We start from the raw sequence: 25,900 nt of genomic DNA, 5'->3' as shown, positions 1-25,900 counted from the left end.
GAACTCGTATTATTCGATGTTTTATATTGCAAACGCTGTTCTGCTGAATCTCGGATATAAAACAGGAGACAAAATAGTCCATAAAGTTACAAGCGATGCTTTGATTGTTCTGATTATGGACAAAATCAGGAAAGGGCTCTTGGAAGAGTATCAGGACGCAAAAGAAGATGCCTTGGAAATTGCTTCCATCAGGTCAGAAGAGCTTGTGGCTTTTTATGCAATGGAGCTTGATAAGCGCTCAAGGTTCCAGTATGACATGACTGAAAGCATTCAGGAGCAGAAAGCAAGGACTTCCTTAAAGCGGGCAAGAGAGTTTATGCTTGAGATAAAGAAGCTATTGCCTGAGTTTAAAGGCGTGAAATCATGAACGAACCTGCATTAGCCGGTTTGCTCTCATAAACCCTTATAAAGGCAGGCGGCACTCCTCCTCTGGATGGGCAGAATAGCCATCATCGGCGGCTCAGGACTGGATGATCCGAAGATTCTGGAACAGCCCTATGAGAAAGAGGTATCCACGCCCTTCGGAAAGCCCTCCTCCCCTCTGACATTCGGGAAAATAAAGGGAGTAGATGTCGTGCTGATAGCAAGGCACGGCAGACAGCACACGACTCCCCCAACACAGGTCAATTTCCGGGCAAATATCCATGCATTGAAAGACGCAGGATGCAGCCACATCATCGCTACAACCGCTGTCGGAAGCCTGAGGGAAGGGATCGGCAGAGGGGATTTTGTGATCCTCGATCAGTTTATTGATTTTACCAGGCTCCGGCCTTTGACATTTCATGAGCGCTTTGAGCCCAATAAGCCAATGCATACGCCAATGGCTGATCCTTTTGATGCGAAGCTAAGGAACATCCTGATTCAGGCGTGCAAAGAACTGCGTTTGAAGCACCATGAGAAAGGCACGGTGGTTACGATCGAAGGCCCAAGGTTTTCAACACGGGCAGAAAGCTTCATGTTCAGGCAGTGGGGAGCTGATGTGATTAACATGTCTATCGCCCCTGAATGCATTTTATCGAATGAGATTGGATTGCCGTATGCTGCTGTTGCGATGTCAACAGACTATGACTGCTGGAAACAGGATGAGAAGCCCGTCACCTGGGAAGAAGTGCTGAAGGTGTTTAAAGAGAATGCTGATAAGGTGACTCGATTATTGGTTGAGGTTATACCTAGAATAAAATGAAAGTTGAAGCACGCCAATGAAACTCGTCATCCTAAAGAAGGGCGTCCACGACGACCAAGGATCAGTGAGCCAAGAGATAGAAAACCATATCAGCAAAATCTGCAGCGCTGTTGTCCTGCTCAAAGCCGAAAAGCCAGGAGAGAAAAACATCATTGCAGATACCGGAAGCCCGGGCTACGCTGATGAGATTTTGGCGAGCCTTAAAAAAGAAGGGCTGAAACCAGAGGATATTGAGTTTGTCCTCATCACCCATACCCATATGGATCATGTGTTCAACACTTACCTCTTCAGGAATGCAAGCATCGTGCGCGGCAGAATTGTAGATTACCCAAATCAAACCCTTACCATGTTCAAAAGCAGTGATTCCGTCAAGATTCCTGGAGTTGCAATCCTCCCTACCCCTGGCCATGCTGAGAATCATACATCCTATGTCGTGAAGTCCGGAGGAAAGACCTATGTGATTGCAGGAGACGCGATCCGGGAGGAGCGCATTAAGACAGGAACCTTTGGAGTGCCTCCAAATCAGGAGTACATTGACAGCGCCAGGAAGATTGCAGAAATAGCTGATGTAATCATTCCTGGCCATGGAAGAATAATCCAAGGAAAGGATTTGGATGAGCTGAGGAAAGCAGTTTATCGGATGAAGGTGAAATGATGCCGCACACACTAAAACCAAAAATAAGAACCGTTCCGCACTGGCCGAAGCAGGGGATTATGTTTCGGGATATTACAACCTTGCTTAAAGACACAGAGGGTTTCAATCACATGGTTGAATTGTTTGTTTCTCGGTATAAAGATATGCAAATAGATGTTGTTGTAGGGATTGAAGCAAGAGGATTCATTACCGGAGCTGCGCTTGCCCACAGGTTGGGTGTTGGCTTTGTTCCGATACGGAAGCCGGGAAAGCTGCCTGCAGCCACTCTTTCAGAGGAATATGCGTTGGAGTATGGGAAAGATAAGGTTGAGATTCACAAGGACGCGATTGAGAAAGGAATGCATGTTTTGCTTGTAGATGATTTAGTTGCCACTGGCGGCACAATGCTGGCTGCTGCAAATCTTGTCAAAAAATTAGGAGGAGACGTTGTTGAGTGCAGCTTTATTGTTGACCTTCCTGATTTAGGCGGAAAGAAGAGGCTTCAGGACGCAGGATATCCTGTCTTTAACCTTGTTGAGTTTGAGGGGGAGTGATGCCCGCACCTATTGGTGCTGCACGGGATCTAACCAGAGCCGAAACACCCAAATATTTTTATATCTGTAAAGGCCTCTCGAGCTTATGATCACGCGAGACCTCTCCCTGGTTGGCAAAATTGCAGCCATCCTTTCTGGGCCTGTCACAGGGCTTCTTCCTCCACGACTGCAGATGCGCCTTTCTCAGGGGAACACTGAAGCCGCATCGCTTATGAGTACTACCTCAAGAATTACAAATCTCGTGTTGGGATTCTACGCTGCAGCTTCCACTGCAAGCAAGATATTTGGGGCGGATATCGACCCCACCCCTTATGATGCTGCTACCTGGCTTGGGCTTGCTGCTGCAGCCGACTCGTTTGTGCGCGAAGGCCTTTATGGGTTGTACTATCATTCAAACCATGGGATGGCAACCATGCATGACGTTTGGGGTGAGCCTCTCATTTCTCATCTTGATTCTGAGTTGCATCCTGAGTGGTATGGTATCAAACGGAAGTAGTATCAACGAGTATCAGCGGTCAAATTGAAGAATCAGCCTTAACTACAACCCAGCCTCTCTCCTCAGCGCTTCAGCCTTGTCCGTCCTCTCCCAAGTGAAGTCCAGGTCATTTCTGCCGAAGTGGCCGTAGGCAGCCGCCTTCCTGTAGATCGGCCTGAGAAGATCCAGCATCTGGATAATCCCTTTTGGCTTTAAGTTAAAATGCTTCCTGACAAGCTCATTGATCTTCTCTTCAGGGATCTTGTTTGTGCCGAAGCAGTCAACATTGATTGAGGTGGGTTCAGCGACACCGATTGCATAGGAAAGCTGGACCTCGCATTTCTCAGCCAAGCCAGCTGCCACAATGTTCTTTGCAACATATCTTGCTGCATAGGCTCCTGACCTGTCCACTTTTGAAGGATCCTTTCCTGAAAAGCAGCCTCCGCCATGCCTTCCAATCCCTCCGTAGGTGTCTACGATGATCTTTCTTCCTGTGAGGCCAGTGTCTCCCTCCGGGCCTCCAATCACGAATTTTCCTGTTGCATTGATATGGACCTTAGTGTTTGCATCCATGAAACTGCCGCAGACATACTTGACCACTTTCTCAAGGATGTCGCTCTTCAGCTGCTCTTCACTCACATCTTCAGTATGCTGCTGGGCAATGACGATTGCTGAGATCCTTTTAGGCGTTCCATCATGGTATTCTACAGAAACCTGGGATTTTCCGTCAGGCCCAAGCCCCTGGATGATGCCCTGCTTCCTGACTTCTGCAAGCCTTCTCGTGAGCTTATGAGCCATGATAATAGGAAAGGGCATGAATTCAGGAGTCTCGTTGCATGCAAACCCATACATCATTCCCTGGTCGCCAGCGCCCTGCTCTTTCTCACCTTTTTCCTCAACGCCTTGTGCTATATCTGCGCTCTGGCCATGGACGCTTACCAATACTCCTGCATCCTCGCAGTCAATCCCGAATTCAGGGTTGGTATAGCCTATCTCCCTCAGAACCCTTCTTGCGATTCCCTGGATATCTGCATACCCTTTTGTAGTTACCTCTCCTGCAACGATAATCAAGCCTGTTGTTGTGAGGCATTCGACAGCAACCCGTGACCTTGGATCCTGGACAATCAGTGTGTCCAGTATTGCATCGCTTATCTGGTCGCAAATCTTGTCCGGATGGCCTTCAGTCACGCTTTCAGAAGTTATATAGGTGATTTTTTGCATTGTTGATTCCCCCCGGATACTTGACCTTAGCGCTGGTGTTGTTTTCTTCTTTTTAAGTTTAATTGTATTTGAATATAGACGTATCAGTATGTAGGTAAGTAGGCAGTGGTGTAGCTTCATCAGCTTCGTTGTTGGGGATTACCGCAAATCCAAAGATCGCGCTGTACGGTTTTGGACCATACTTGCTTTTTGTGCCTGCTCTGAAGATGGATGCATGGTGATTTCTTTCTATGAGCGCCTGTCTTGCCTGAAGAAGCGCGTTTCCATAATCACTCCCTGGCAAAAATTTTTCTGCTTCATCCTCCAATGCAGTGTATATCCTGCCCCATAGTGCTCTTCCTGACAGAAACAGATGGCCTTTCATTGCTCTCTGGATCACGCCTTCTATCTTTCCTTCGTGCCTCTGATACTCCTCATTAATCATTCCTTCAATCATATCTTAGATGGGTCGAGGCTCCCTTTAAATAAACTCCTGTCAAAATTATTCTGATCGGAATAACTGCTTTCTTTGTTACCAAAATGAGACTACTTTGGAATGCTGACAATGGAAAGGTATTTATAGAAGTCTGGAGTGGGTTCTCTTAGTGATGGGGACTCGAATAGAAGTCATGACGCGGGGAAGTCTTGCTGCTTCTGATGGCCTTGTATTAAGCAGGCCGATACGCGTCTATAACATTGATGATGCCTTCCTTCCTGAAGAAACGAAGAGCGTCCTGGCGCTTCTTGCAGACCCTCTTGTTGATATTGCCTCAGCAAACCGCTCTGTTCTCCAGGGTTTCCCTCTTGAAGAAGGCTTTGTTCTGCCTGATGCGCTGATTGAGGTATCGCCAAAGCCAGGAGTGAATGACCCTGAAGGCCAGACTGCAAGGAAAGCCCTGGAGCAGGTTCTTGGAAGGCCGGTTGGAGAGGTTTCATTCGCTCAACAATACCTCTGGTCAGGAAAATGGGATGATGAGCAGTTCATTGGAATCAGGAAGATGCTCGCAAATCCTGTCACCCGTGAGGTTAAAGTTGCAGTGAGACGCGATCAAGACCCGCTAGCTGAGATTGGATTTCATTTTCCGTATGTTGAACTCCCCAAGGTTACTCCTTTTAAGTATGTTGATATCATGATTCCGGATAACAATCTGGTAGAGCTAAGCAATAACCGCCTTCTTGCCTTGAATCTTGAAGAGATGCTGACTATTAAGAGGCTGTTTGCAGATCCGCAATCTGTTGGAGCAGATTCTGATTATCTTCTCCAAAGAAGAAAGCTTGGCTTAGAGGCAATGCCAACAGATGCAGAGCTTGAAGGCATTGCACAGAAATGGTCAGAGCATTGCTGCCACAAGAAACTCAATGCACTCTGGGGGTACACTTCTGATGATCTGAATGATGAGGCGGGGCTGCCCACTATAACCGACAGTATCTTCAAATCTATCATTAAGGCATCCACTGAGAGGATTTCTCGATATATTAACTGGCTTAAGTCTGTTACTGAAGACAATTCTGGGGTTATTGAATTAAACAGGAGATGGAATCTTTCCCATAAGGTTGAGTCGCATAACCATCCTTCAGGCCTGGATGGGTTTGGAGGAGCAGACACAGGCACAGGGGGGGTTCTCCGGGATCCTGGGTGCACAGGAAAAGGCATGCATCCTGTCTCAAGCCAGTACGGCTTTAGGACACCACATCCGGATTCTTACAAAGACCTTCCTCTGGATATCCAGTCTCCTGTAAGGACTCTGGAGGGTGTCGTTGCAGGTGTTGAGGATTATGGAAACAAATTCGGGGTTCCAACCCAATGCGGCAGCGTCTTTATTGATGATGGATGGCTTAAGCCTGGAGTTCTTGTTGGCTGCGTTGCTGTTGCAGAGTCAGAAATTGATGGAGTGCCAACACACACTAAAAATATAGAGCTTGGTTATATCGCATTATCTTTAGGGGGCAGAGTCGGAAAGGATGGAGTCCATGGAGCAACTGCTTCTTCAATAGCTCTTTCTGCTGATGCAGAGCAAAGGCAGGATATTAACCAAAGCGTGCAGATAGGAGCTCCAATTGTTGAGAAAGGGGTTTTTGAAGCCATGGATGCTTTACGAAGTATCGGATATATTGAAGCAACTCAGGATTGCGGAGCAGGCGGCTGGAATTCTGCTGTTGGAGAATTAGCTGAATTACTCCATCACATGGAGAAGAAAAGATATGAGATACAAACCTTCTTTATTGAACAAGGCATCACTTCTCAAAGCAGCATTGAAGAGCGGCTTTCTGCAGTTTCAGAGATCCTTCCTGAACGGATCGCTTCTCCTTTCTATGATCAGATGCGCTCAGAAATAGATTCTGGGGAGATCTTTCCAAGAAAAAGCAACGGCAAAGGAGGGGTTGTGATGGATCTGACCCATGTTCTTGAGAAGTATGCAGGCTTGGCAGGATGGGAGAAGCTGATTTCAGAGGCTCAGGAAAGAGTGGTGATTGTGATCAAGCCAGAGAATCTTGAACATGTAGCAGAGATCTGCAAGCATAACAATGTTGAGGCAACCCAGATTGCTGTCTTTGATGATACTGGCTATTATCATGTCAAGGACCAGGACACCCCAATCGTGTTCCTTCCGATAGATTTCCTTGATCAGGGATTGCCGCAGATGAGGATAAAGGCGCACTGGGCTCCAAGCAAGAACCAAGAGCCTGAGATTGAGCCTTTAGAGAATCTTACTGATACCTTGCTGAACCTGGTTGGCAGGCCGAACATGCAGAGTTATGAGTGGATTGTAACGAGATACGACCATGAAGTCCAGGGAGGAAGCCTGATCAAGCCATTAGTCGGGATCGGCAGAGCAAAGAGCGACACTATTGCCTATCATCCGGTGCTTGGAGAGAACGAAGTTGTTCTCGAGACCTGGGGCTCAAACCCCTGGCAGGGAGACATTGATGCACATCACATGGGAAGGAACAGTGTTGTTGACGCCATCGGCAGAATCGTTGCTGCAGGAGGCCATCTTCCTGACAGGGATACCTACAAGATTACTTTTAATGGAAATACAACATGCCCGAAGCCAGAGGAAGATCCTTATGTTGCTGCCCAGGTCATGAGGATGCTAAAGGGGGCTGCTGATGCCGAAGAAGCGTTTAATGCTCCCACAATCTCAGGAAAAGACAGCACATCCATGGAGAGGACCTACACAAGCACAGAGACAGGGAAAAACGTGCATGTGAAAGCAAAATGTGAGCTGCTGATGAGTGCTGTAGGAGTAATCCCTGATGACTCAACATTAACAACCTCTGATTTCAAGCTTCCTGGAGATCTTGTGTATATTGTTGGGGAGACAAGGAACGAATTAGGAGCCAGTGAGTTCTATCTGCTCCACGGAGAGACAGGAAGAAATGTCCCCAAGTCAGATTTTGCAGAGATAAAGGAAAGGTATGCTGCAGTGAGCAACGCCATCAAGCAGGATCTGGTTCATTCGTGCCAGTACATTGCCAAAGGCGGCCTGGCTGCTAGCCTTGCAAACTCATCGCTTGGAGGCGACCTTGGTGTCTTTGTGGAACTGGGCGCTCTCGATACTCCTTTGGGAACGAGGCCGGATACTCTCTTGTTCTCTGAATCAACAGGAAGATTTGTTGTAAGTGTGCATCCCTCAAACCGAAAAGAGTTTGAGGAATCAATGAAAGGAGCGTATCTCAGGCTGATAGGAGATGTTCGGAAAGATAAGGAATTCAAAATAACAAGCTATGGAGCTGGCGTTGTAGCAACAACTGTCGATCAATTACGGGAAGCAAACAAAGGAACGATCACACCTGAAAGACTGAGGTCTGCCTAGATGAAAAAACCAAGAGTCTGTGTTATACGGTTTGATGGAACAAATTGCGACAGAGAGGCTGCTCATGCCTTTAATCAGGTCGGAGCACACGCAGAGATTGTCCATATCAATTCTTTGCGGCACCATTATAATCCTGTCTTCGGCCAAAGCAGATTGAGCGCCAGTCCTGTAGATATCCTAAGGCTTGGTGACTACCATATCCTTGCGATTCCAGGAGGATTCTCCAAAGGAGACTATGTAAATGCAGGAGTCATAGCCAGCCAGGAGTTAAAGCAGTATCTTGGAGATGAGATTAGCAAATTTATTGATGACGGAAAGCTGATTATCGGAATCTGCAATGGCTTTCAGATTCTTGTGAAAGCAGGATTATTGCCGATGTTTGATGGCCAGAAAGAACAGACCGTAACCTTGACATATAACGACAGCCAGAGATTTGAATGCAGATGGACACGATTAAAGGCCGCTGAAGGCAACAGTTGTGTGTGGACCAATGGAATCAGCACTATTGAGCTTCCTGTTGCTCATGGCGAGGGCAAGTTCTATGCAGCTCCGGACACGCTCAGAAGATTATTTGACAATGGGCAGGTTGTGTATCAATATGTTGATCAGGATGGAAATCCAGCAAAGGAGGTTCCAGATAATCCCAATGGATCTTTGGAGGCAATTGCAGGGATCTGCGATCCGACTGGAAGGATATTCGGCTTGATGCCCCATCCTGAAAGATACAATACTCCTTTGAACCATCCTCTTGCTTCATTGCAGAGGATTTTGGAAAGAAGCTATGTTGACAAGGATAATCCTGCAATTGCTGAAAGGCTGAGGTTAGCTGGAAGCCTGCCCAAAGAAGGAGCAGGGCTTCAGATATTGAAGAATGGAGTTGACTATGCAGCTCAGCATTTGATGTAAGAGGTGAAACAATGGCAAAGGTTATGATTGTCGGAAATGGCGGGCGGGAGCACGCATTAGGATGGAGCATAGCACAGGATCCTGAGGTTGAAGAGGTTCTGTATGCAAAAGGAAATCCCGGAACAGCAGCAGAGGAGAAATCCAGGAATGTAGTTGTTGACGCAAAGCCTCTTGATGGAACAAAAAAAGTGAATTTTGAAAAGCTTGCAGATATTGTTGAAAAGGAATCCATAGAGATGATTGTTGTTGGTCCTGAGCAGCCCCTTCTTGATGGAATTACTGATTTTTTCCATGACCGGGGATATACGCATATATTCGGGCCGACAGCACGGGCATCTCAGATAGAGGCAGATAAATTCCTCTCTGAGCAGCTGATGGCATCGCTTGGCATACCAAGGGCAGCATCGTATCTCTGCCCCAATCCGGGTTCTGCAAGGAAATGGATACCTAAAGTGGATTCCGAGGGCGTTGTTCTCAAGCCTCGTGGCCCCACAGGAGGCAAAGGAGTCCTGGTTTGCGGCACCAAAGAAGAGGCATTAGCAAAGCTTGACAGCCATGCAGAAAAATATGGCCATGAACTCCTTGTTGTTGAGCGCCTCTTTGGCCAGGAATTCTCTGTGTTTGGAATTGCAGACGGGAAAAGCTTCCTTCCAATTGAGACTGCTGTACAGGACCATAAGCCTCTTTACGATAATGACCAAGGCCCGAACACAGGCGGAATGGGCGCTTACTGCCCTGTCCCTATTGCTGATGCAGACATTGTGCGTAGGGCTGCAGATACCATGATGACCCCCATTATCCGCAAGCTTGCAGAGATAGAAACGCCCTATACCGGCTTCCTCTATGCAGGCATGATTATGACAGTAGAAGGCCCAAAGGTTCTGGAGTACAACTGCAGGCTGGGAGATCCTGAGACCCAGGCTCTTGTGATGATGCTAAAGTCAGGGCTCTATCAGCCAATAAAACTTGCTTTGGAAGGAAGGCTGCATGAGGCCCTATTCCCTCTTAAGGAAGGCGCTGCTTGTTGCGTGGTGATGGCTTCAGATGGATATGGTGAACGAGAAAATTTTGCGACAGGATTTCCAATCTCAGGATTAAAGGAGACAGCTGCTTGGCATGTCAAAGTCTTTCATGCCGGAACCGCAATAGATGATAAGGATGAAGTAGTGACTGCAAGCGGGCGTGTATTGGGAGTCACAAGCTATTCAGAGCAAGGCTTGGCTGAAGCACTGGAGCAAGCCTATGCGTCTGTCCAATTTATTGATGCAGCAACAATGGGAGCTAATAATCGGAACGTCTTCCATTACCGAACGGATATTGGGGCAAAGGGGTTAAAATGAGAAACGGAACTTTGGATCTGACGCCACTCTACTCTCCCAAGAAGGATCCGATGAGGCTTGCCTTATTCATGTCAGGCACAGGCTCGAATGTGAAGAAGATACTTGACACGTATATTGAGCAACGCTCAAGCGGAGATGTTTCCTTTGAGCCTGTCTTTCTTTTTACTGATAATATGGAATCCAACGCCTCAACAATCCAGGAGGAGTACAAGGAGAAAGGTATTGATATCAACCTTTTCTGTAATCCTATACAAAGTTACTATAAAAAGGCGAATGAGAGGGAACACGCCCTGAGCGACATGGACGTGCGTGCCAACTATGATGTTGTCCAGAGTGAAGCCTTAAAGCTGTTTTCTGTGGATGCAGTTTGCCTCGCAGGCTATGACTGGGTGGTCACTCCTGTAATCTGCGAGAATTTTGTTACAGTCAATGTCCATCCTGGAGATTTGCGTGTCCGAGGAAGCAACGGGAGGCCGAAATACCGGGGTCTGGGCTGGATTCCTAGCGCAAAGGCTATCCTTGCAGGGGAGAATGAGGTATACACCTCTGTGCATCTCGTAACTCCTGATCTTGACTGCGGCCCTTTGATGGGTATCTCAGAGCCCCAGCCGCTTTCGCGGGAAATCCTGGATCTGGATGACAGGGTTGCGGCCTTAGGTGGTGGAAATATCATTAAGGAAATCAAAGCATTTATGGACGGGTTTAACGCCATCATGGACCAGGCCAAGCCATTGGTGAATGGGCCTCTGGCAGCAGCGCAGCAAAGAGGGACCGAGCTCCCTGACTTAGACCAGATAACTGCTGAAAAATATCCCCTTTATGGCTATGCAAAAGACTGCCAGGAGCGATTAAAGGTGCATGGAGATTGGGTCATATTTCCAAAAGTGATTGATTCATTAGCAAGAGGGAAATATGCAAAGGATGGAAAAGGCAGTCTCTATTTTGACGGTGTGCAAATCCCGAATGGATGGCAGTTTGGAGTGGGTGAGTAAAAAAAGCAGGCTGAGGTCGAACAATGACTATACGAGACGCACAAGGAACCGTTGATGATAAAATACCTGTAAAGAATGTTCTGGTGAGTGTTTTTGACAAGACAGGGCTCGAGGTATTAATCCCTGGATTGGTCGAAGCACAAGATGCAAATGGAATGGAAGTTATGATCATGTCGACAGGAGGAACGTATAAATCAATTGAAGCAATCCTGGGACCCTCGGCAGAAAAGCATTTGACTGAAGTTGCAGAGTACACACAATTCCCTGAGATGGAAGGGGGATTAGTCAAGACTCTGCACCCTAAGATTCATGCAGGTATATTGGGGGAGCGGAATAACCCAGCTCATCAGGCCTATCTCCAAGATCAACTTGGTGGAGCAGTGTATATCGATATGGTTGTGGTGAATCTTTATCCTTTCAAGGATATTGTTTCTAAGATTCAGGCTGGCGAAGTCAATCCGAAAACAGGAAAACCTTATGATTTTGAGTCAGCACGGGGGAACATTGATATTGGAGGGCCTGCAATGATACGCGGAGCTTCGAAGAATTTTCTTGGTTGCGCTGCTGTCTGTGATCCCGCTGATTACGTACGTGTTCTGCAGACCATCCTGGCGAATGATGGCTGCACGACATTTGACCAGAGGACGGAACTTGCTCCAAAGGCTTTTGAAATGAGTGCTGCATACGACAATACTATTGCTAGGTATATGCTTAACGAGATTGTGCGGAATCGTCAGGCTCTTCGGAACTGCTACACATTTTCTGATACGAGGTGAATAAAATGGAAAAACTTCAGACAATGTATAAAACAATCCTTGGAGACCATTTTCCAAGTACTATGGAGATCAGATTTGGGGAGTCCGTATTTCTGTATGAGAAAGTAGGGTGGGAGATCGGAGGCGAAATAAAGGGATTGAGATATGGAGACAACCCTGGCCAGACGGCTGCGTTGTATAAGCCCATTAACGGGAATCTTGTGCTTGGTGATGTGCGGATATTATATGATGGGAAGTGGCTTGCATCAAGCCCTGAGCTTCTCCAGTCAGGGAAGCATCCAGGCAAGACCAACATCACTGATCCTGACAATGCATTGAATATCCTGAGATATTTCATGGATGCTCCTGTTGCAGCAATCATGAAGCATAACAACCCATGCGGAGTCGCGGTTGGAACTACGCTGCTGGATGCATACCAAAAAGCAAACATGGCTGATCGGGTTGCTGCTTTTGGCGGGACAATTGCATTAAACCGCACTCTTGATAAGGAGACTGCAGAAGCTATTATCCAGAACTATTCAGAGGTTGTGGTAGCTCCTGACTATGAGGAAGGAGTCCTGGGCATCCTGGCAACATCAAAGAATCTGAGAGTCATGAGGATAGCCAACATGGACGGGCTGCATGAGTATATCGGGTTTCCTGTCTTGGAGTTCAAAACTCTCATAGATGGAGGGCAGCTTGTGCAGACCTCATTCATCCCTCAGGCACGAACCTTGGATGATATCAAGGCCCTGCCCTTAGGCTATCATGAAACAAAAACACGAGGAAGATTTGAGATCAAGAGAACGCCGACTGAAGCAGAATATCTGGATATGGGGTTTGGATGGCTTGTGGAAAGTGGAGTGGCGTCAAATTCAGTCCTCTTTGTTAAGGATTTGGCAACAGTCTCTATCGGAACTGGTGGCCAGGATCGCGTAGGCATTGCAAAGCAAGCGGTGAGAAAGGCTTACGATAATTGTAAGGATACTCTTTGTTTCCAGGAAACCGGAGCGCTCTCTTTCAATGAGCTGGAGCTTGGCCTCAGCGGTAAGGAGATTCCTACCAGGAAAAGCAGGGAAATCTTTGAGTCTCTTAAAGACCCCCAGCAGCTTCAAAGATCCATCCTCTGGTCTGCACAAGAAAGCAAGGGAGGACTTGAAGGCGCAGTTGCAGTTTCAGACGCATTCTTTCCGTTCAGGGATGGTGTTGATGTGTGCCTGAATGAAGGGATTACTGCAATCATCCAGCCCGGAGGAAGCGAGAGGGATTTTGAGGCCATCCAAGCATGCAATGAAGCAGGAGCAACAATGGTGTTTACAGGCCAGAGGAGCTTTAAGCATTAGCAATGATCCGAATCATCGACTGCGGAAGCCAGTACACCCAAAACATTGCAAGAAGGGTGAGAGAGCATAAAGTATATGCAGAGATTGTTCCTTTCCATACCATTCCTTCTGAGATCTTCAAGTCAGATCTTGAGGGCATTATCATCTCAGGAGGCCAGTACAGCGTGTATGAAAAGGGCAGCCCGCTTTATCCAAAAGAGATCCTGGAAAGCCCTGTTCCAATCCTAGGCATCTGCTATGGCCAGCAGTCGATTGCTTATCTACTGGGGGGGAAGGTGGAGCAGACCAGCAACAAGGAATATGGCAAGACAACACTCAATGTTCTTGCCGAAAGCCCACTCTTCAGCTCCCTGCCTGAAACACAGTTCACTGTCTGGATGAGCCATGGCGATGTTGTTACAGAAGCTCCTTCTGGTTTCCAGATTGTTGCCAAGTCAGCAGCAGGCCATGTCGCCTCAATGCAGAATACACACAGAAATATCTACGCAGTCCAGTTCCATCCAGAGGTTGACCATACCACCTATGGAAGGAAGATCCTTGACAATTTCCTGAAGATATGCAATGCCCAAAGAACCTGGAATTCTGCAAAACAATATGAAATGATTGTTGAAGCCATTTCCAGGCAGGTTGAAGGAAAACACGGGATAGGGGCGGTGAGCGGCGGGGTTGACTCGACAACAGCCGCTGTCCTTATGAATAGGATTGCAGGAAAAAGCTTCTATCCTATTTTTGTTGATACTGGATTGTTGAGGCTTAATGAAGCAGAGGAAGTAAAGCAAAGGCTTGGCAAGCTTGGGATTGGCCTCTATTTTGTGGATGCTTCCCAAAGATTTCTCAGTAAGCTGAACTCTCCGTCAAGCTTCAGCCCGGTTGTTGATTCTGATAAAAAGAGGAAGATCATTGGCACTACGTTCATCCGGGTTTTTGAAGAAGAATCTCGGAAAATCGAACAGCGCGAAGGCATCAAGATAGACTATCTTCTCCAGGGTACTCTCTACCCTGATGTGATCGAGAGCGTTGCTGTTCATGGCTCTTCTTCGACGATAAAACGCCATCATAATGTCGGGGGATTGCCTGAAGACCTGAGGCATCAGCTTGTTGAGCCTTTCCGGGATCTCTTCAAGGATGAAGTGAGGAAGATCGCTCTTGAGGAACTTGGCATCCCTGAAGAGGTTGTCTGGCAGCATCCATTTCCAGGCCCCGGGCTTGCAGTCCGCATCATTGGGGCAGTTACGCCTGAAAAGCTCGATATCGTGAGAAAAGCAGATGCGATTTTTATGGAAGAATTAAACCAAAGAGGATTATGCAGAAAGGTAAGCCAGGCATTTGCAGGAGTCCTTGATTCAAAGGCTGTCGGAGTCAAGGGGGATAAACATGTCCATGAGGCAATTGTGGCGTTGAGGGCCATTGTTACCCGTGATTTCATGACTGCTGATGCCTATCCTTTTGAGCTGGATGATCTGCAGGCGATCTCTACCCGAATCATGAACGAGGTTCCAGGTGTCTGCCGTGTTTTTTATGACACCTCGCAGAAGCCTCCTGCAACGGTAGAGTGGGAGTGAAGAGAATGGGAAACGTCGAAGACTACATCGAAACTGTGATAAAGAGTGGTGACACGGGTTCTGCCTTGATTGCACAGCAGGTAGCTCAGACGCTAAGGAATTCAAAGCTTGTGGATATAATTAAGGAAGGGATGCACGGGATTAATGTTTTGAGGATACCCCAAGATTATTATGCTGCAGTGCATTCAGCGGCTGGGGATCCTAAGGAGCCTAATCTTGAGAAGTACACTGCTTCTTTAGTGGACCGTTTGGTTGGCCAGGCAGAGGAAATGGGATTCCAGCCACATGGCTTTGCTGATGTGATTGACATCCCTAAGATCAGATTGGATGTTTTGGCGGCTATTACTGGAACTCTTAAAGAAAAAGCAGATCAGCATGGCCTAGCGATCCTGAATGGAGAGCTGGCAGGTCTTGGGAGCCGGGTGAACGGAATTGCTAACAGCATTGGAACGATGATCAGCATTGCACCGAAGGACAGGTATCCTATGGCTGCCATTCCTGGGGTTTTTGCAAGCCGGACATTTCGTTATGCCCTATTCGATCATCAGGGAAAGCCTGTTTTTATCAATGCTGACGGAGTTGGGACCAAGGTAGAATGCTATGAGCGCTCAGGAAGCTATGAAAAAGTGATCCATGATTTCGATGCCATGACTCTTGATGACGCAAGCAAACTTGGAGCTGACCCCAAGGTTGTTGCTGGCGTTGTTGAAACAAGAGGGGATATCCCTTTTGGCAGGATCGCTGCTGAGGCACAGGCAGTTGCAAAGGAATTGGGATTTCTTTCCCTTCTTTGCAGGGAAGATGTAGGCGACCGCATCCGAGGCTACTCAGAGTCTTGCTACAATCTGAGCGGCTCTGTTGTAAGCACCATTGACGAGGAACGGCTTGCGCATCCTTTGAAGCCTTCTGCTGGAGAGTCCTTGGTTGCAATTCGCGGCAAGCCAAATCCGCGCTCAAATGGCATTACTGTGAGAAGAAGGATCATGGTTCGGCTCTTCGGTGAGGACTGGCACACCAAAGAGGAAGGGAAACCATTTTTGGAGTATCTCACAGCGCCATCCACAATCCTCTACGGTGTCTTTAAAGACCTTATTGATCAGAGCCTTGCAACAAGCGTCTACCATATGAGCGGAGGAGCGTTCGAAGGAAAGCTTGCGAAGCCTTTAGCTAGTCATGGCTTGTTCATTAAGTTGCAGGACCTGTTTCCGCCCGATTACAGGGACTTGGCTCTTGTGGAAGCAGCGCAGCTCTCTGCAGAGGAGGCATATGGAATGTGGCCGATGGGGAATGATGGATTTATATCGACGGCAGATTCCGATGCAGCCATACGTGCTATTAAAAAATACGGATTAGAGGCCAGAGCTGTTGGACACCTCCAGCCTGCCCAGGATGGCAAGACGGGCGTTGAGCTTATCGGTTTTCATAAGAAGCATGTCTATTTTTCCGGCAGGGATTAGTGCGGTTTTCGTTAGAGGATTCCCTCAGTTTCCAAAGTTCTATATAGTAGTTATGACTATTAAATTATAGTCAAAAAGAGATGATTACCTATATCGGGAAGAAATAAGGAGAAGCGAACATTTCGAGCTTTATCATAAAGGTACTTGAGGTTGGAATGAAGTTATCAGGCTGATATATGTTATTAAAAATAAGCGGAAGAAAGGCGATAAAATCGAAATTGAAGATGATAAGTTTTACATTTTGTGTGAATTGAAAGATAAAATCCTGTATGTTATAAACGTCAAAAGAAAATAAAGATGATTAATATGGAAAAATGCCCAAAATGTGATGGAAAGATGAAAGAAGTCAAAGTAAAAATTCAAGATGCAGATAGTCCTGTAACGAGTTATCAATGCGCCAAATGCGGATATTTTTATTTTGAAAAGAAATCAATCAGCAAGGCAATAAACGAAATCAAAATAACGGAGACTCCCTTGGCAATAAAACAGAAAATAATAAAACTTTCTCATGATGGGCTTGGCATGTATATCAACCGGGATGTTGCCCGGAGCTTAAATCTGAAAGGCGGTGAAGAAGTCTTTGTTTCTGTGCCGGATAAAAATCGCCTTATTGTGAATTTAGCACATCCTTGAAACTGGGAGGCTCCGGCGAACCTACCGGAGTGGGCAGCCGACTCGGAATTCGGCAATTTGAGAGAGTAAAGTGCAACGACATTCTTTCTTCAATCCTTATGAAACGGAGGTGGCATTGAAAAGTCATGCAGCGCCCTCTTGTGAGCCATTATAACGGAGCGGCGGCACAGCGACAAGGGGGTTGTCCCATCCGGGGAATGTCGCTACTCTGCCTGACTTGTGCATAGCGAACTTGGCGCTGCCGAGCGAAGCGAGCAACTTTTCAATGCGACCGAAACGGAAGAACATTTATATATCAAATAGCCTCTTTTATATTCGGATGGTTCTAAGACAAGCAACAAAAGAACAAGCGAAAGAAGAAATTAAAAGACTAGACAACGAAATTGGCCAAGAAGTCTATACCTTATATGGCATTACTGAAGAAGAAAAGAAGCTTATCGAGGAAAGCCTGAAATGAAAAAGATAACCAATCCAAAAGATAAATATCCTTCCTTAATCTCAGATATAGGCGATCTTTTGGAGCAAGGCAGAACGCACGCATATCATGCAGTGAATGAAATCCTTGTCAAAACATACTGGGAAATTGGAAAAAGGATTGTTGAATTTGAGCAGTATGGGAAGGAAAAGGCAGAGTATGGCTCTGCGCTTCTGGAAAACCTTTCCAAAGACTTGAGGTTAATGCATGGAAAAGGGTTTAGCAAGAGCAACCTTGTTTATATGAGGCTGTTTTATCTTAAATATCCAAAAAGTGAGACGCTGTCTCACCAATTGTCATGGAGCCATTATTTTGAGCTTTTAAAGATAGAAGATGATTTAGAGCGGTCATTTTATGAGAAGCAGAGCATTACTGAGAAATGGAGCAATAGAGAACTAAAAAGACAGAAAAATTCAGCTCTGTTCAAGCGCTTAGCATTGAGCAAGGATAAGAAAGGGATAATCCAATTATCGAGAAAAGGGCAGATTATTGATGACGCTAAAGACTTAGTAAAAGATCCTTATGTTTTTGAATTTCTGAAACTGCCCGAGGATTATCGCTACTCTGAAAAAGAGCTTGAGCAGAGAATTATTGATAATCTGCAAATGTTCCTGCTTGAACTTGGAAAAGGATTTTCATTTGTTGGCAGGCAATATAGGATTACCTTAGGCAACAGGCATTATTATGTGGACCTCGTGTTTTATCATAGAATCCTGAAATGCTTTGTTTTGATAGACTTGAAGATAAACGAAGTGAATCATGCGGATATCGGGCAGATGAATACCTATCTCAACTATTTCAAAAGCGAGGAATGCTCTGAAGGAGACAACCCTCCTATCGGAATTGTTCTTGCCGCTGAAAAAGAGCATATAGAAATCCAGTACGCGTTGGGAGGGCTATCCAATAAGCTATTTGTTTCAAAATATCAGCTATACCTTCCAGACAAAGAAGAGCTGCAAAAAAAACTGCAAAATCTGCTTGAGACTAAGGATGAATAGCAAGCAAACCGGCTCAAAAGCACAATTAGAAAAAGAAATCCAAAAGCTGGACCATGAAATAGACGAAGAAGTCTATAAGCTGTACGGAATCACTGAAGAAGAAAAGAAGCTTATCGAGGAAAGCCTGAAATGAGCACGTTCACTAATAAGACCGGATTGCAGATTCTGGAATTCATTAATAGACAGAAAATCAATTATGGCAAGGATAATTTGTCCAAGATGGTTTGGCACGAATTTAGAGGATTTTCGATACAGCAAGCAAACGATCTCTTATCACAGCTTATAGAGAAAGGCTACTTGAAAGAGATGAATGTTGGCCTAAGCTTTTCAATAATTGTAGTGTCCTTGACAGAAAACGGAAAGGAAGCTGTAAAGAATCAGGATGAAATTATTTTGGATTTTCAAAGGTTCTACAATGCGCCTTTCAAGCCCGCTACAGATATAGGCATAGTTGATAAAGATATATTAGAAGAGTACTACAACATCAAAAGAGAGCTGGTGGAATTGCAGAAAAGAGAGGAAGTATTGAAAGCCACTATAAAAGATGCGATGGTAGAAAATAATGTCAATGAGCTTCATTCAGAATTTCTGGAATTATACTGCAAGAAGGCAGAGCGGATAACCTATCCTAAAGAAAAGATAGAAAAATACGTTCCGGATGATATTCTCAATAAAATAAGAACAGTGAAAGAAAGCATTATTCTAATAACAAAACTTAAAACAGATGCAGGCGGAAGCCAATGACAAAAATACTCCAACTAAACATATCATTAGAAGGCATAACGCCAAAAATCTGGAGAAGATTTTTAGTAAAAGAAAATATCACCTTTCAGGAACTGCACGACACTATTCAGATAGTTATGGGCTGGGATGACTATCATATGTTCGAGTTTCAGATAAATGACGTTTGCATTTCAGCAGAGGAAGAAGGGCATAATCTGGCTGAGTCCAGCTTCAAAAAATTATATCAGTCGCCTGAGTTTATTAAGATGCTTGAGCAAACAAAGCTGAAAAATGGCTTTGCATCCTTAGACGTTGATAAAATCAATAAGATCCTAAAAGAGCAAGAAAAAAACAAAAAGACTGTCGCCTACAAGCTAAAATCCAAGATAAGTGCCTTGATTAATTCAGAGAAGCAAAGATTCAATTACGTATACGATTTCGGCGATAATTGGGAACATACACTCATTGTTGAAAAGATTCTATATTCTGCTGATGCTCTATTTATCCCTTTTTGCTTAGGTGGCGAGAGGGCTTGTCCTCCTGAAGATTGTGGAAGCGTTCCAGGATATTATGAGCTGCAAAAAATCAAGAAGAATAAAAATAATAAGGAATACAAAGAGAGAATTGTCGAATGGCTTGGAGAGGATTTCGACTTCGACCATTTTGGCCTTGATGAAACAAACAAAGAGCTTCAGAGGTTGGTCAAAATTGACGGAAGGGCAAGATACGGGGTGCTAAAATGACCCAAAAAACACTTGATAGAAAAGATGTAGGCAATCCAAGCATTTGGTCAGACGGCTCTTTCGCTGAAACTTTAGGTCCAGCAGATATGAAGACTAAACTGCGCGTTTTCCGCAACCTTTAAATACCTCCTATTAACTATCGTTAATCTATGGAACAGCTCCACGATCAAGCAAAAATAACAAGGGACCTTACTATTCAGGAGATCTTCCAGTTGTATCCAGGGAAGGCGCAAAAATTAGCCCAGATCATGACTTCTGCAGGCCTGCACTGCATCGGCTGCGGAGCTTCTGTGTTTGAGACGATTGAAGAAGGAGTCTTAGGCCATGGGATGAGCGAAGAGGAGCTTGATTCTCTCGTGAAGGAATTGAATGATGAAGTGCAGCGGACAGAAAGCGTCAATGATGCCGTTGGCATTACGAAGCATGCAGCAGAAAAAGTCAAGGAGCTTTCAAAGAAGTTTAAGAAAGAAGGCTGGGGCATCAAGGTTGGCCTTATGAAAGCAGGCTGTTCAGGCTACCAGTATGATATTGCGTTCCAGGAAAAGGCCGGAAAGGATGATGTTGCCTTCGAATCCGCAGGCGTAAATGTATTTGTGGATAAGCATGATCTGGAGAAGCTGAACGGAAGCGAGATCGACTGGGTTGATGGCTTGCAGGGAGCAGGCTTCAAGGTCAACAACCCGAATGTGCACCACAGCTGCGGCTGCGGAAGCTCGGTTGGATTCTAAATTCTTACTCTCTTACTTTGCATGGCGTTCAAAATGAAGGTTGCCGCCAATTCCGCGAGGCTCAATCAACATAGGATGCGCAGCGGAAGGGGAGGCTCCATCCGGGAGGGAACCGCTCCTTTCCGTGAACAGCCAGAGCCGAGCCGGCGGCAACCCGCAAGATTTTGAACGCCATTTGGCATCTAAAGTTTTATAAAGCGTCAGCATTCTCCATTTTCCATGGCTAAACTTGTTTTTTTATCAAGCAACCAGGAGAAAGAGGTTGCGGACGGAGGGCCGATCAAGGAAGCTCTTGAGGAAGCAGGAGTTCCATTCGGCTGCAAGGACGGGATCTGCGGAACCTGCATGCTGGAAATTGAAGAAGGCATGGAGAACCTTTCTGAGAAAAATGAAAAAGAGATGGATTTGGTTGGGGATGATGCGAAGATGAGGCTGGGGTGCCAGTGCAGGATCAAGAAAGGCGTTGTGAAGATTCAGGGGTATTAGGTCAGGAGCCTCTTCTTTCTATCGTCTTTCCCTGGCTTTTCTGCAATGCTCCATAAATACCTAAATGTAGCTAAATTCGTTTTTGTTATTCCCTCATTCTCTATAAGTATCGCATAGTACGGCTCTGACCATACAAAGATTGCAGTTTTATCATGCCATACCATCATCGTCGTTGAGGATATCAAATGCTCTGGAATAAACCGATACTCTTCATTCTTTCCTATAAAGAATTCATCCTTTTTTCTTCCTAGTATCTTTCCAGGCAATTTTAGTTTTTCTGCATGTTTAACAAAGACAGTATTCTCTAATTCAAAGATAGAACATGCCTCTTGTGCTCCGCCAAGAATAAAATATGCCTTTTCATCTTTGAGAATCATCTTGAGAATTGTATGTATTCCCTCTCTGCCGCGGTAAATTTCAACTTTTGTTTCTGGAATTAATCTTTTTTGCCTCGCTTTAAGTTCAGGAAGAATCTTTTTCAAATCCTGCGCTTTTTGTTGGATATCTGTAAGGAGAGTTCCAGGATCTGATGCGGAGAAATATTTGACGTTGTTTTTGAGTATATAAGAAGCCAGGCCTCTTCCAATCAGTCTATTGACAATCTGGTACATATGCACCCTGCCTAACCCCGTTCTTTCGGCTAATTTCGCAGCAGGAGACTCTCCCAAGTCCAAAAGAGCAAGATACGTTTTAACTTCCTGTTCTTCAAGCCCTAATCTATGTAAGGTGGCAGTTATATCAGTCATACCTTAGGGGGTATTGAGATTGTTTATAAACCTTTCTAATTGTTGTCACAAAATTACAACAAATATTAATATAGGTATTGTGTTACCCCTTTGGTATAACAATCAGAAGGTGAGAAAAATGACACTTTACAACGCTATCATAGATATAGAAAGAGACAAAGAACATTGTAAACGGTGCTCGGATTCACGAAGAGCACGAAGAATATATTTAGAGCAAACATTGGAACAGTTCAGAGAAGAACTGCCGTCTTTACGAGAAAGAGCAAAGGCGCTTGCCTCAGACCTACGAGAAGTTGAGAAAGAGGTAAGACGAGGAAGCACAATTCAATACCATAGACTTTCAGAGTACTGGGGTCAAGAGAAAATATCAAATCTGGATTCTCTTGCTGAAATTTTCGGGAAAGATATTTGGTCTGGCAACACCAGAACTTACAGTTCTCACGACGATCGCCCACTTAGGGCAGTTAAACAAGGGATTCTTTGGCAGTGTAACGGGAATATCTATAGTAATCCCGGAATTGCAAGAAAAATAAGAAATGCAGCGATTGCAACAAGCGTTGCTATTGGGGTAGGTTTGGGAATTGCTGGTCTTGCAGGACTTCAAGAACTAATTGATAGTGGCGCCAATTATGCTTTCCAAGACTTAGGGCTTAAAGTATTACCTGCGGTATTTGGCGGTTTTGCAATCTTGGGTTCCACGATATATGTTTTGGAGAATGTTAAGAATCCGTTTGAAAATGTTGCAAAACATTTTGAAGAGAGGTCTCAGTACGTTTTGGAAAAACTGCCAGAGATTTCAAAGTAACGTTTGAGATTCCAGCCTATCTTTTTTACATTTATAGCAAACGAAGTAAATTTTCGTATGTTTTTTCGTTTGATATATAAGGAAGAATTTACAACTTATCTACGATTACTAAGTTCTTCCGCTTTAGTTAAGGGCGGGAGTTTACTTCATACTGCGACTGGAGTTCTAGCATCGTAGTAACCTAAATTTTATTAGCTTTCCCTCCCTTTCATCAGTTCTATATTTTACGCAAGACAAAATCCCATCGCAAAGAATAAAAAGGGCAGGAAAGAATCCTGCAGAAGAGGTGATTTTTATTGCATTCATGATGGCAAAAGGAGGGTTAGATGTTAACGATTCAATGCCTGCGTTTACTCTGCCTGCTGCAGATGGATCAATAATTGATTCCAAAAAACTGAAGAAAAAGCTGCAGCTGATAGTCTTTACCTGCAACCATTGCCCGTATGCAAAAGCTGCCTGGCCGAAACTGATTGAGATTGAAAAGAAATTCAGGAAGGATGTTGATGTTGTTGCAATCAACTCAAATGACGCTGAACTGTTTCCTGACGACAGCTTTGAAGCAATGCAGGAATTTGCAAAAAAGAATAGGCTTGCTTTTCCCTACCTCTATGATGAGCCCCAGGATGCTGCGAGAGCATTCCATGCAAAATGCACTCCTGACCTCTACGTATTTAAGGCCGGAAAACTCGTATATAGGGGAAGGATTGATGACAACTTAGAGGCTCCTTACAGCGCAACCAAGCATGAACTCGAAGAGGCATTGAAGAATCTTCTCAGCAAGGGAAAAGTCGGTTTTGCTCCTCAGCCTTCTGGTGGTTGTTCGATCAAGTGGAAGGAGTAGGTGCTCTCTGTGGTTGGCCTTCTATCCATCCCTCAGCAAGCTGGATTCCTGGAGCAAGCCTCGTTGCATTAAGCTGAGCAATGATCGTATTTGCCCCATATCCCGTGGCCTGCCTGACTGCAGCAAGGTAGCCATTCACCCTGCTTATTGATGAGCTTCCAATATACACCTTCACCAGGTCTCTCAAGGTTCTTGTACGCTCATATCCTTCGCCATATCTCGTACGGAGCGGTGTTGATATCCCGGATATCTTGGCGTTGAGGTCGCAGATCAGGGCATTCCATCCATCTTCGTAAGTTTCAAAGATCGCATGCGAGACTCGCGCAGTTGTTGCTTCTGTCCGTATCCTGGCGCCGCAGAAGAATTCAGCGCTTACAGAAGCCTGAAGATTCCCTGGATTATTATTTCTCCAGGATCTTGTGCCTCCGCATTTCGCTGTGATGGCATTGCAGACCAGGGTATCAGTTCCGTGGCTTCCCTGCTCAGAGCCATGAGCCTTTCCAGAAAGGTCTTCAGGAGCAGCGCAGCCTGCAATGGCCAGGATGCCAAGCATACAGAATAGTGCTATGCCGTGACGCATAAAGCTCTTGAGGGAGATGATGTTTATAAATATTCTCTTTAATGCGGCTCAGTAGAAAGTTCCGCTTCGCTGTTGCCGCCGTGCTAAAAAATGCTTCGCATTTTTGGTCGCTCCTTCGGAGCAGCTCGGCTCTTCATGTTTTCAGCAAAGAGCGGCACCTCGCCCGTAAGGGACGTCCCCCCTCCGCTGTTGATGTCTCGTTTGATTGACCCTCGCAAAAAAGGCGGCAACACACACTTTCTACTGAACTCTTTAATGCGCGGCTGTCTTTCTGCCAATTCATAACGATTATAAACAGTCCGAAGAAGCCCCTCTCAAATGGCTTCCCCTAACCTGACTGAAGGATCGATTGTCAAATCGATTATTTCGCTTTCAGTTCCAATCGTTTTCGCGAATCTGCTCCAAACAGCCTACCAGCTGGTCGACACATTCTGGGTTGGAAGGCTGGGGAAAGAAGCAGTGGCAGCAGTCTCGCTGAGTTTTCCTATCCTCTTTCTGCTCATTTCCTTGGGGGGCGGGCTCGCAATCTCCGGTACAGTCCTTATCAGCCATTACAAGGGAAAAAAAGATCAGAGAGCGATTGATCATATCGCAGGCCAGACTTTTGTCGTAATGCTGCTGGTGTCTCTTGCCATAAGCATAGTTGGCTATCTCATGGCAAGGCCTTTGCTGGTATTGGTGGGAACAGAGCCCGACGTGCTGCCGATGGCTGTTTCCTACCTGAAGATCTCCTTTTTAGGAATCGTTTTCCTGTTTGGTTTCTTTGTGTTCCAGTCACTGATGCGCGGAGTCGGGGATGTAAGAACCCCCATTATCATCGTCCTTGGCACTGTCCTGCTTAACCTCATCCTTGATCCTCTATTCATCTTTGGGTATGGATTTATTCCTGCTTTTGGTGTGGGGGGTGCGGCTCTCGCAACCATCGGCACACAGAGTCTTGCAACCATCATAGGCCTTATGCTTTTATTGAGCGGAAGGTATGGGATCCATCTGCGCAAGGAGAATCTTACCCTTGATATGAGCATTATCAAGAAGATGTTTCGGCTTGGGCTCCCTGCCTCAGTCGAGCAGTCGACCCGGGCATTGGGCTTCGCAATCATGACAGTACTGGTGGCAAGTTTCGGGACACTTGTTGTGGCTTCTTATGGGATTGGAGTGAGGATCCTCAGCTTTGTTGTTATCCCTGCGCTTGGATTCTCAATGGCTACATCAACACTTGTCGGCCAGAACATGGGGGCAGGAAAGATTAACCGCGCCGAAGAGGTAGCAAAGATAAGCGGCCTTCTTGGATTTATAGTGCTCTCCATTGTCGGCGGCCTCGTATTTGCCTTTGCGCCTCAGCTTGTTGCATCCTTTGTTCCAGGGGAGCCTCTTGTGGTTGCAGAGGGATCAGCATTCCTCCGCATCATGTCCTTAACCTTCGGTTTTATAGGCCTGCAACAGATCGTAAGCGGCGCATTCCAGGGGTCCGGCAACACAACATCCTCAATGATACTATCGCTCCTCTCGCTCTGGCTGTTCCAGTTCCCGCTCGCCTATATCCTTTCAAGGCATACCGCTTTGGCAGAGGCAGGGATCTGGTGGGCGTTTCCGATTGCCAACGTCATCTCTGCAACCATTGGGCTTTTTTGGTTTCTTAAGGGCACATGGAAGCAAACAAGGGTAACCGAGGAGATCCGGCTTGCGGAGAAGGTCTCCCAGGAGACCGAGATAGAGGAAGGGGTACAGTAGTTCCGTGGTGTGCCCATCCTGAATGATGAGAATGCCAGAAGCCGGCAGAATCGGTCGCATTGAAAAGTTGCTCACTTCGTTCGGCAATGCCGACTTCGCCTTGTGCATACTCTCATGGGAAGCGACATTTCCCGTATGGAGCAACCCCTTTGTCGCTGTTCTGTACTTTGAATAGAAGGCTCACAAAGGGCA

At 45.8% G+C, this 25,900-nt stretch carries 28 protein-coding genes; 24 read left to right on the top strand and 4 right to left on the bottom strand.

From position 1 onward, the window contains the following. The 5 genes from VJB08_05430 to VJB08_05410 all read left to right on the top strand — a co-directional run. Positions 1–367 (top strand): hypothetical protein (locus tag VJB08_05430; GenBank protein HLD43396.1); only part of this gene is annotated, 367 nt, incomplete at its 5' end. Positions 368–433: 66 nt separating this feature from the next. After that, positions 434–1,183: an S-methyl-5'-thioadenosine phosphorylase gene (mtnP, locus tag VJB08_05425; protein HLD43395.1), complete on the top strand. Its 750-nt coding sequence runs from the start codon at positions 434–436 to the stop codon at positions 1,181–1,183. 16 nt (positions 1,184–1,199) lie between these two features. Next, positions 1,200–1,838, top strand: a complete 639-nt coding sequence (locus VJB08_05420) for an MBL fold metallo-hydrolase (protein HLD43394.1) — start codon at positions 1,200–1,202, stop codon at positions 1,836–1,838. After that, the gene (locus VJB08_05415; GenBank protein ID HLD43393.1) at positions 1,838–2,371 is read left to right on the top strand and encodes an adenine phosphoribosyltransferase; all 534 of its coding nucleotides are present in this window, start codon (positions 1,838–1,840) and stop codon (positions 2,369–2,371) included. Before VJB08_05420 ends, VJB08_05415 begins: the two co-directional genes overlap by 1 nt. Before the next feature lie 85 nt (positions 2,372–2,456). Further along, the gene (locus VJB08_05410) at positions 2,457–2,867 is read left to right on the top strand and encodes a hypothetical protein (GenBank protein ID HLD43392.1); all 411 of its coding nucleotides are present in this window, start codon (positions 2,457–2,459) and stop codon (positions 2,865–2,867) included. Positions 2,868–2,909: 42 nt separating this feature from the next. Here VJB08_05410 and metK read toward each other — a convergent pair whose 3' ends face one another. Together metK and VJB08_05400 are read right to left on the bottom strand one after the other, a co-directional pair. Further along, on the bottom strand, positions 2,910–4,067 hold the full coding sequence (gene metK / locus VJB08_05405; GenBank protein HLD43391.1) for a methionine adenosyltransferase: 1,158 nt from the start codon (positions 4,065–4,067) through the stop codon (positions 2,910–2,912). Between the two features lie 58 nt (positions 4,068–4,125). Then, positions 4,126–4,503 (bottom strand): hypothetical protein, encoded by a 378-nt coding sequence (locus VJB08_05400; protein HLD43390.1) that lies wholly within the window; start codon positions 4,501–4,503, stop codon positions 4,126–4,128. Between the two features lie 151 nt (positions 4,504–4,654). Here VJB08_05400 and VJB08_05395 point away from each other — a divergent pair, with 151 nt between their 5' ends. The 16 genes from VJB08_05395 to VJB08_05320 all read left to right on the top strand — a co-directional run bounded on the left by VJB08_05395 (position 4,655) and on the right by VJB08_05320 (position 21,005). Then, positions 4,655–7,864, top strand: coding sequence for an AIR synthase-related protein (locus VJB08_05395; protein HLD43389.1), 3,210 nt, complete (start codon positions 4,655–4,657; stop codon positions 7,862–7,864). Further along, complete coding sequence (gene purQ, locus VJB08_05390; GenBank protein ID HLD43388.1) at positions 7,865–8,770, top strand: phosphoribosylformylglycinamidine synthase I; 906 nt, start codon at positions 7,865–7,867, stop codon at positions 8,768–8,770. A gap of 11 nt (positions 8,771–8,781) precedes the next feature. Continuing rightward, positions 8,782–10,110, top strand: coding sequence for a phosphoribosylamine--glycine ligase (gene purD, locus VJB08_05385; GenBank protein ID HLD43387.1), 1,329 nt, complete (start codon positions 8,782–8,784; stop codon positions 10,108–10,110). Further along, entirely contained in the window at positions 10,107–11,102 is a 996-nt protein-coding gene (locus tag VJB08_05380; GenBank protein ID HLD43386.1) for a formyltransferase family protein, read from the top strand. Before purD ends, VJB08_05380 begins: the two co-directional genes overlap by 4 nt. 23 nt (positions 11,103–11,125) lie before the next feature. Beyond that, positions 11,126–11,878: a hypothetical protein gene (locus VJB08_05375; GenBank protein ID HLD43385.1), complete on the top strand. Its 753-nt coding sequence runs from the start codon at positions 11,126–11,128 to the stop codon at positions 11,876–11,878. 5 nt (positions 11,879–11,883) lie between these two features. Next, on the top strand, positions 11,884–13,200 hold the full coding sequence (locus tag VJB08_05370; GenBank protein HLD43384.1) for an IMP cyclohydrolase: 1,317 nt from the start codon (positions 11,884–11,886) through the stop codon (positions 13,198–13,200). Positions 13,201–13,202: 2 nt separating this feature from the next. Further along, positions 13,203–14,762, top strand: a complete 1,560-nt coding sequence (gene guaA, locus VJB08_05365; GenBank protein ID HLD43383.1) for a glutamine-hydrolyzing GMP synthase — start codon at positions 13,203–13,205, stop codon at positions 14,760–14,762. A 5-nt stretch (positions 14,763–14,767) separates the two neighbouring features. Then, entirely contained in the window at positions 14,768–16,219 is a 1,452-nt protein-coding gene (locus tag VJB08_05360; protein HLD43382.1) for a hypothetical protein, read from the top strand. A 306-nt stretch (positions 16,220–16,525) separates the two neighbouring features. Then, complete coding sequence (locus VJB08_05355; protein ID HLD43381.1) at positions 16,526–16,852, top strand: hypothetical protein; 327 nt, start codon at positions 16,526–16,528, stop codon at positions 16,850–16,852. Between the two features lie 319 nt (positions 16,853–17,171). Continuing rightward, positions 17,172–17,309, top strand: coding sequence for a hypothetical protein (locus tag VJB08_05350; protein ID HLD43380.1), 138 nt, complete (start codon positions 17,172–17,174; stop codon positions 17,307–17,309). Next, on the top strand, positions 17,306–18,325 hold the full coding sequence (locus VJB08_05345) for a PDDEXK nuclease domain-containing protein (protein ID HLD43379.1): 1,020 nt from the start codon (positions 17,306–17,308) through the stop codon (positions 18,323–18,325). Before VJB08_05350 ends, VJB08_05345 begins: the two co-directional genes overlap by 4 nt. Then, on the top strand, positions 18,318–18,458 hold the full coding sequence (locus VJB08_05340) for a hypothetical protein (GenBank protein ID HLD43378.1): 141 nt from the start codon (positions 18,318–18,320) through the stop codon (positions 18,456–18,458). The genes VJB08_05345 and VJB08_05340 overlap by 8 nt, the downstream gene beginning before the upstream one ends. Continuing rightward, positions 18,455–19,069, top strand: coding sequence for a hypothetical protein (locus tag VJB08_05335; protein ID HLD43377.1), 615 nt, complete (start codon positions 18,455–18,457; stop codon positions 19,067–19,069). The genes VJB08_05340 and VJB08_05335 overlap by 4 nt, the downstream gene beginning before the upstream one ends. Beyond that, complete coding sequence (locus tag VJB08_05330) at positions 19,066–19,791, top strand: plasmid pRiA4b ORF-3 family protein (protein ID HLD43376.1); 726 nt, start codon at positions 19,066–19,068, stop codon at positions 19,789–19,791. The genes VJB08_05335 and VJB08_05330 overlap by 4 nt, the downstream gene beginning before the upstream one ends. A gap of 149 nt (positions 19,792–19,940) precedes the next feature. Continuing rightward, entirely contained in the window at positions 19,941–20,519 is a 579-nt protein-coding gene (locus VJB08_05325; protein HLD43375.1) for an iron-sulfur cluster assembly accessory protein, read from the top strand. 219 nt (positions 20,520–20,738) lie between these two features. Beyond that, positions 20,739–21,005 (top strand): 2Fe-2S iron-sulfur cluster-binding protein, encoded by a 267-nt coding sequence (locus VJB08_05320; GenBank protein HLD43374.1) that lies wholly within the window; start codon positions 20,739–20,741, stop codon positions 21,003–21,005. Here VJB08_05320 and VJB08_05315 read toward each other — a convergent pair. Continuing rightward, a complete protein-coding gene (locus VJB08_05315) occupies positions 21,002–21,751 on the bottom strand; it encodes a helix-turn-helix domain-containing protein (GenBank protein ID HLD43373.1) in 750 nt (249 codons plus the stop codon). The two genes, VJB08_05320 and VJB08_05315, sit on opposite strands and share 4 nt — an antisense overlap. A 118-nt stretch (positions 21,752–21,869) precedes the next feature. Here VJB08_05315 and VJB08_05310 point away from each other — a divergent pair, with 118 nt between their 5' ends. Then, a complete protein-coding gene (locus tag VJB08_05310; protein ID HLD43372.1) occupies positions 21,870–22,556 on the top strand; it encodes a hypothetical protein in 687 nt (228 codons plus the stop codon). 307 nt (positions 22,557–22,863) lie between these two features. Then, positions 22,864–23,397 carry a thioredoxin family protein gene (locus tag VJB08_05305; protein ID HLD43371.1) on the top strand — a complete coding sequence of 178 codons (534 nt, stop codon included), beginning with the start codon at positions 22,864–22,866 and terminating at the stop codon, positions 23,395–23,397. On the opposite strand, the gene VJB08_05300 is transcribed toward VJB08_05305, so the two are convergent. Then, complete coding sequence (locus VJB08_05300) at positions 23,381–23,977, bottom strand: hypothetical protein (GenBank protein ID HLD43370.1); 597 nt, start codon at positions 23,975–23,977, stop codon at positions 23,381–23,383. The two genes, VJB08_05305 and VJB08_05300, sit on opposite strands and share 17 nt — an antisense overlap. A gap of 318 nt (positions 23,978–24,295) precedes the next feature. Between VJB08_05300 and VJB08_05295 the strand changes: the two genes are divergently transcribed. Beyond that, the gene (locus VJB08_05295; GenBank protein ID HLD43369.1) at positions 24,296–25,708 is read left to right on the top strand and encodes an MATE family efflux transporter; all 1,413 of its coding nucleotides are present in this window, start codon (positions 24,296–24,298) and stop codon (positions 25,706–25,708) included. Positions 25,709–25,900: the final 192 nt, after the last annotated feature.

The organism is Candidatus Nanoarchaeia archaeon, assembly GCA_035290625.1.
GTDB lineage: Archaea > Nanobdellota > Nanobdellia > Woesearchaeales > DATDTY01 > DATDTY01.
The sequence above is the reverse complement of the archived record's forward strand: the minus strand, read 5'-3'. Positions and strand labels throughout refer to the sequence as shown.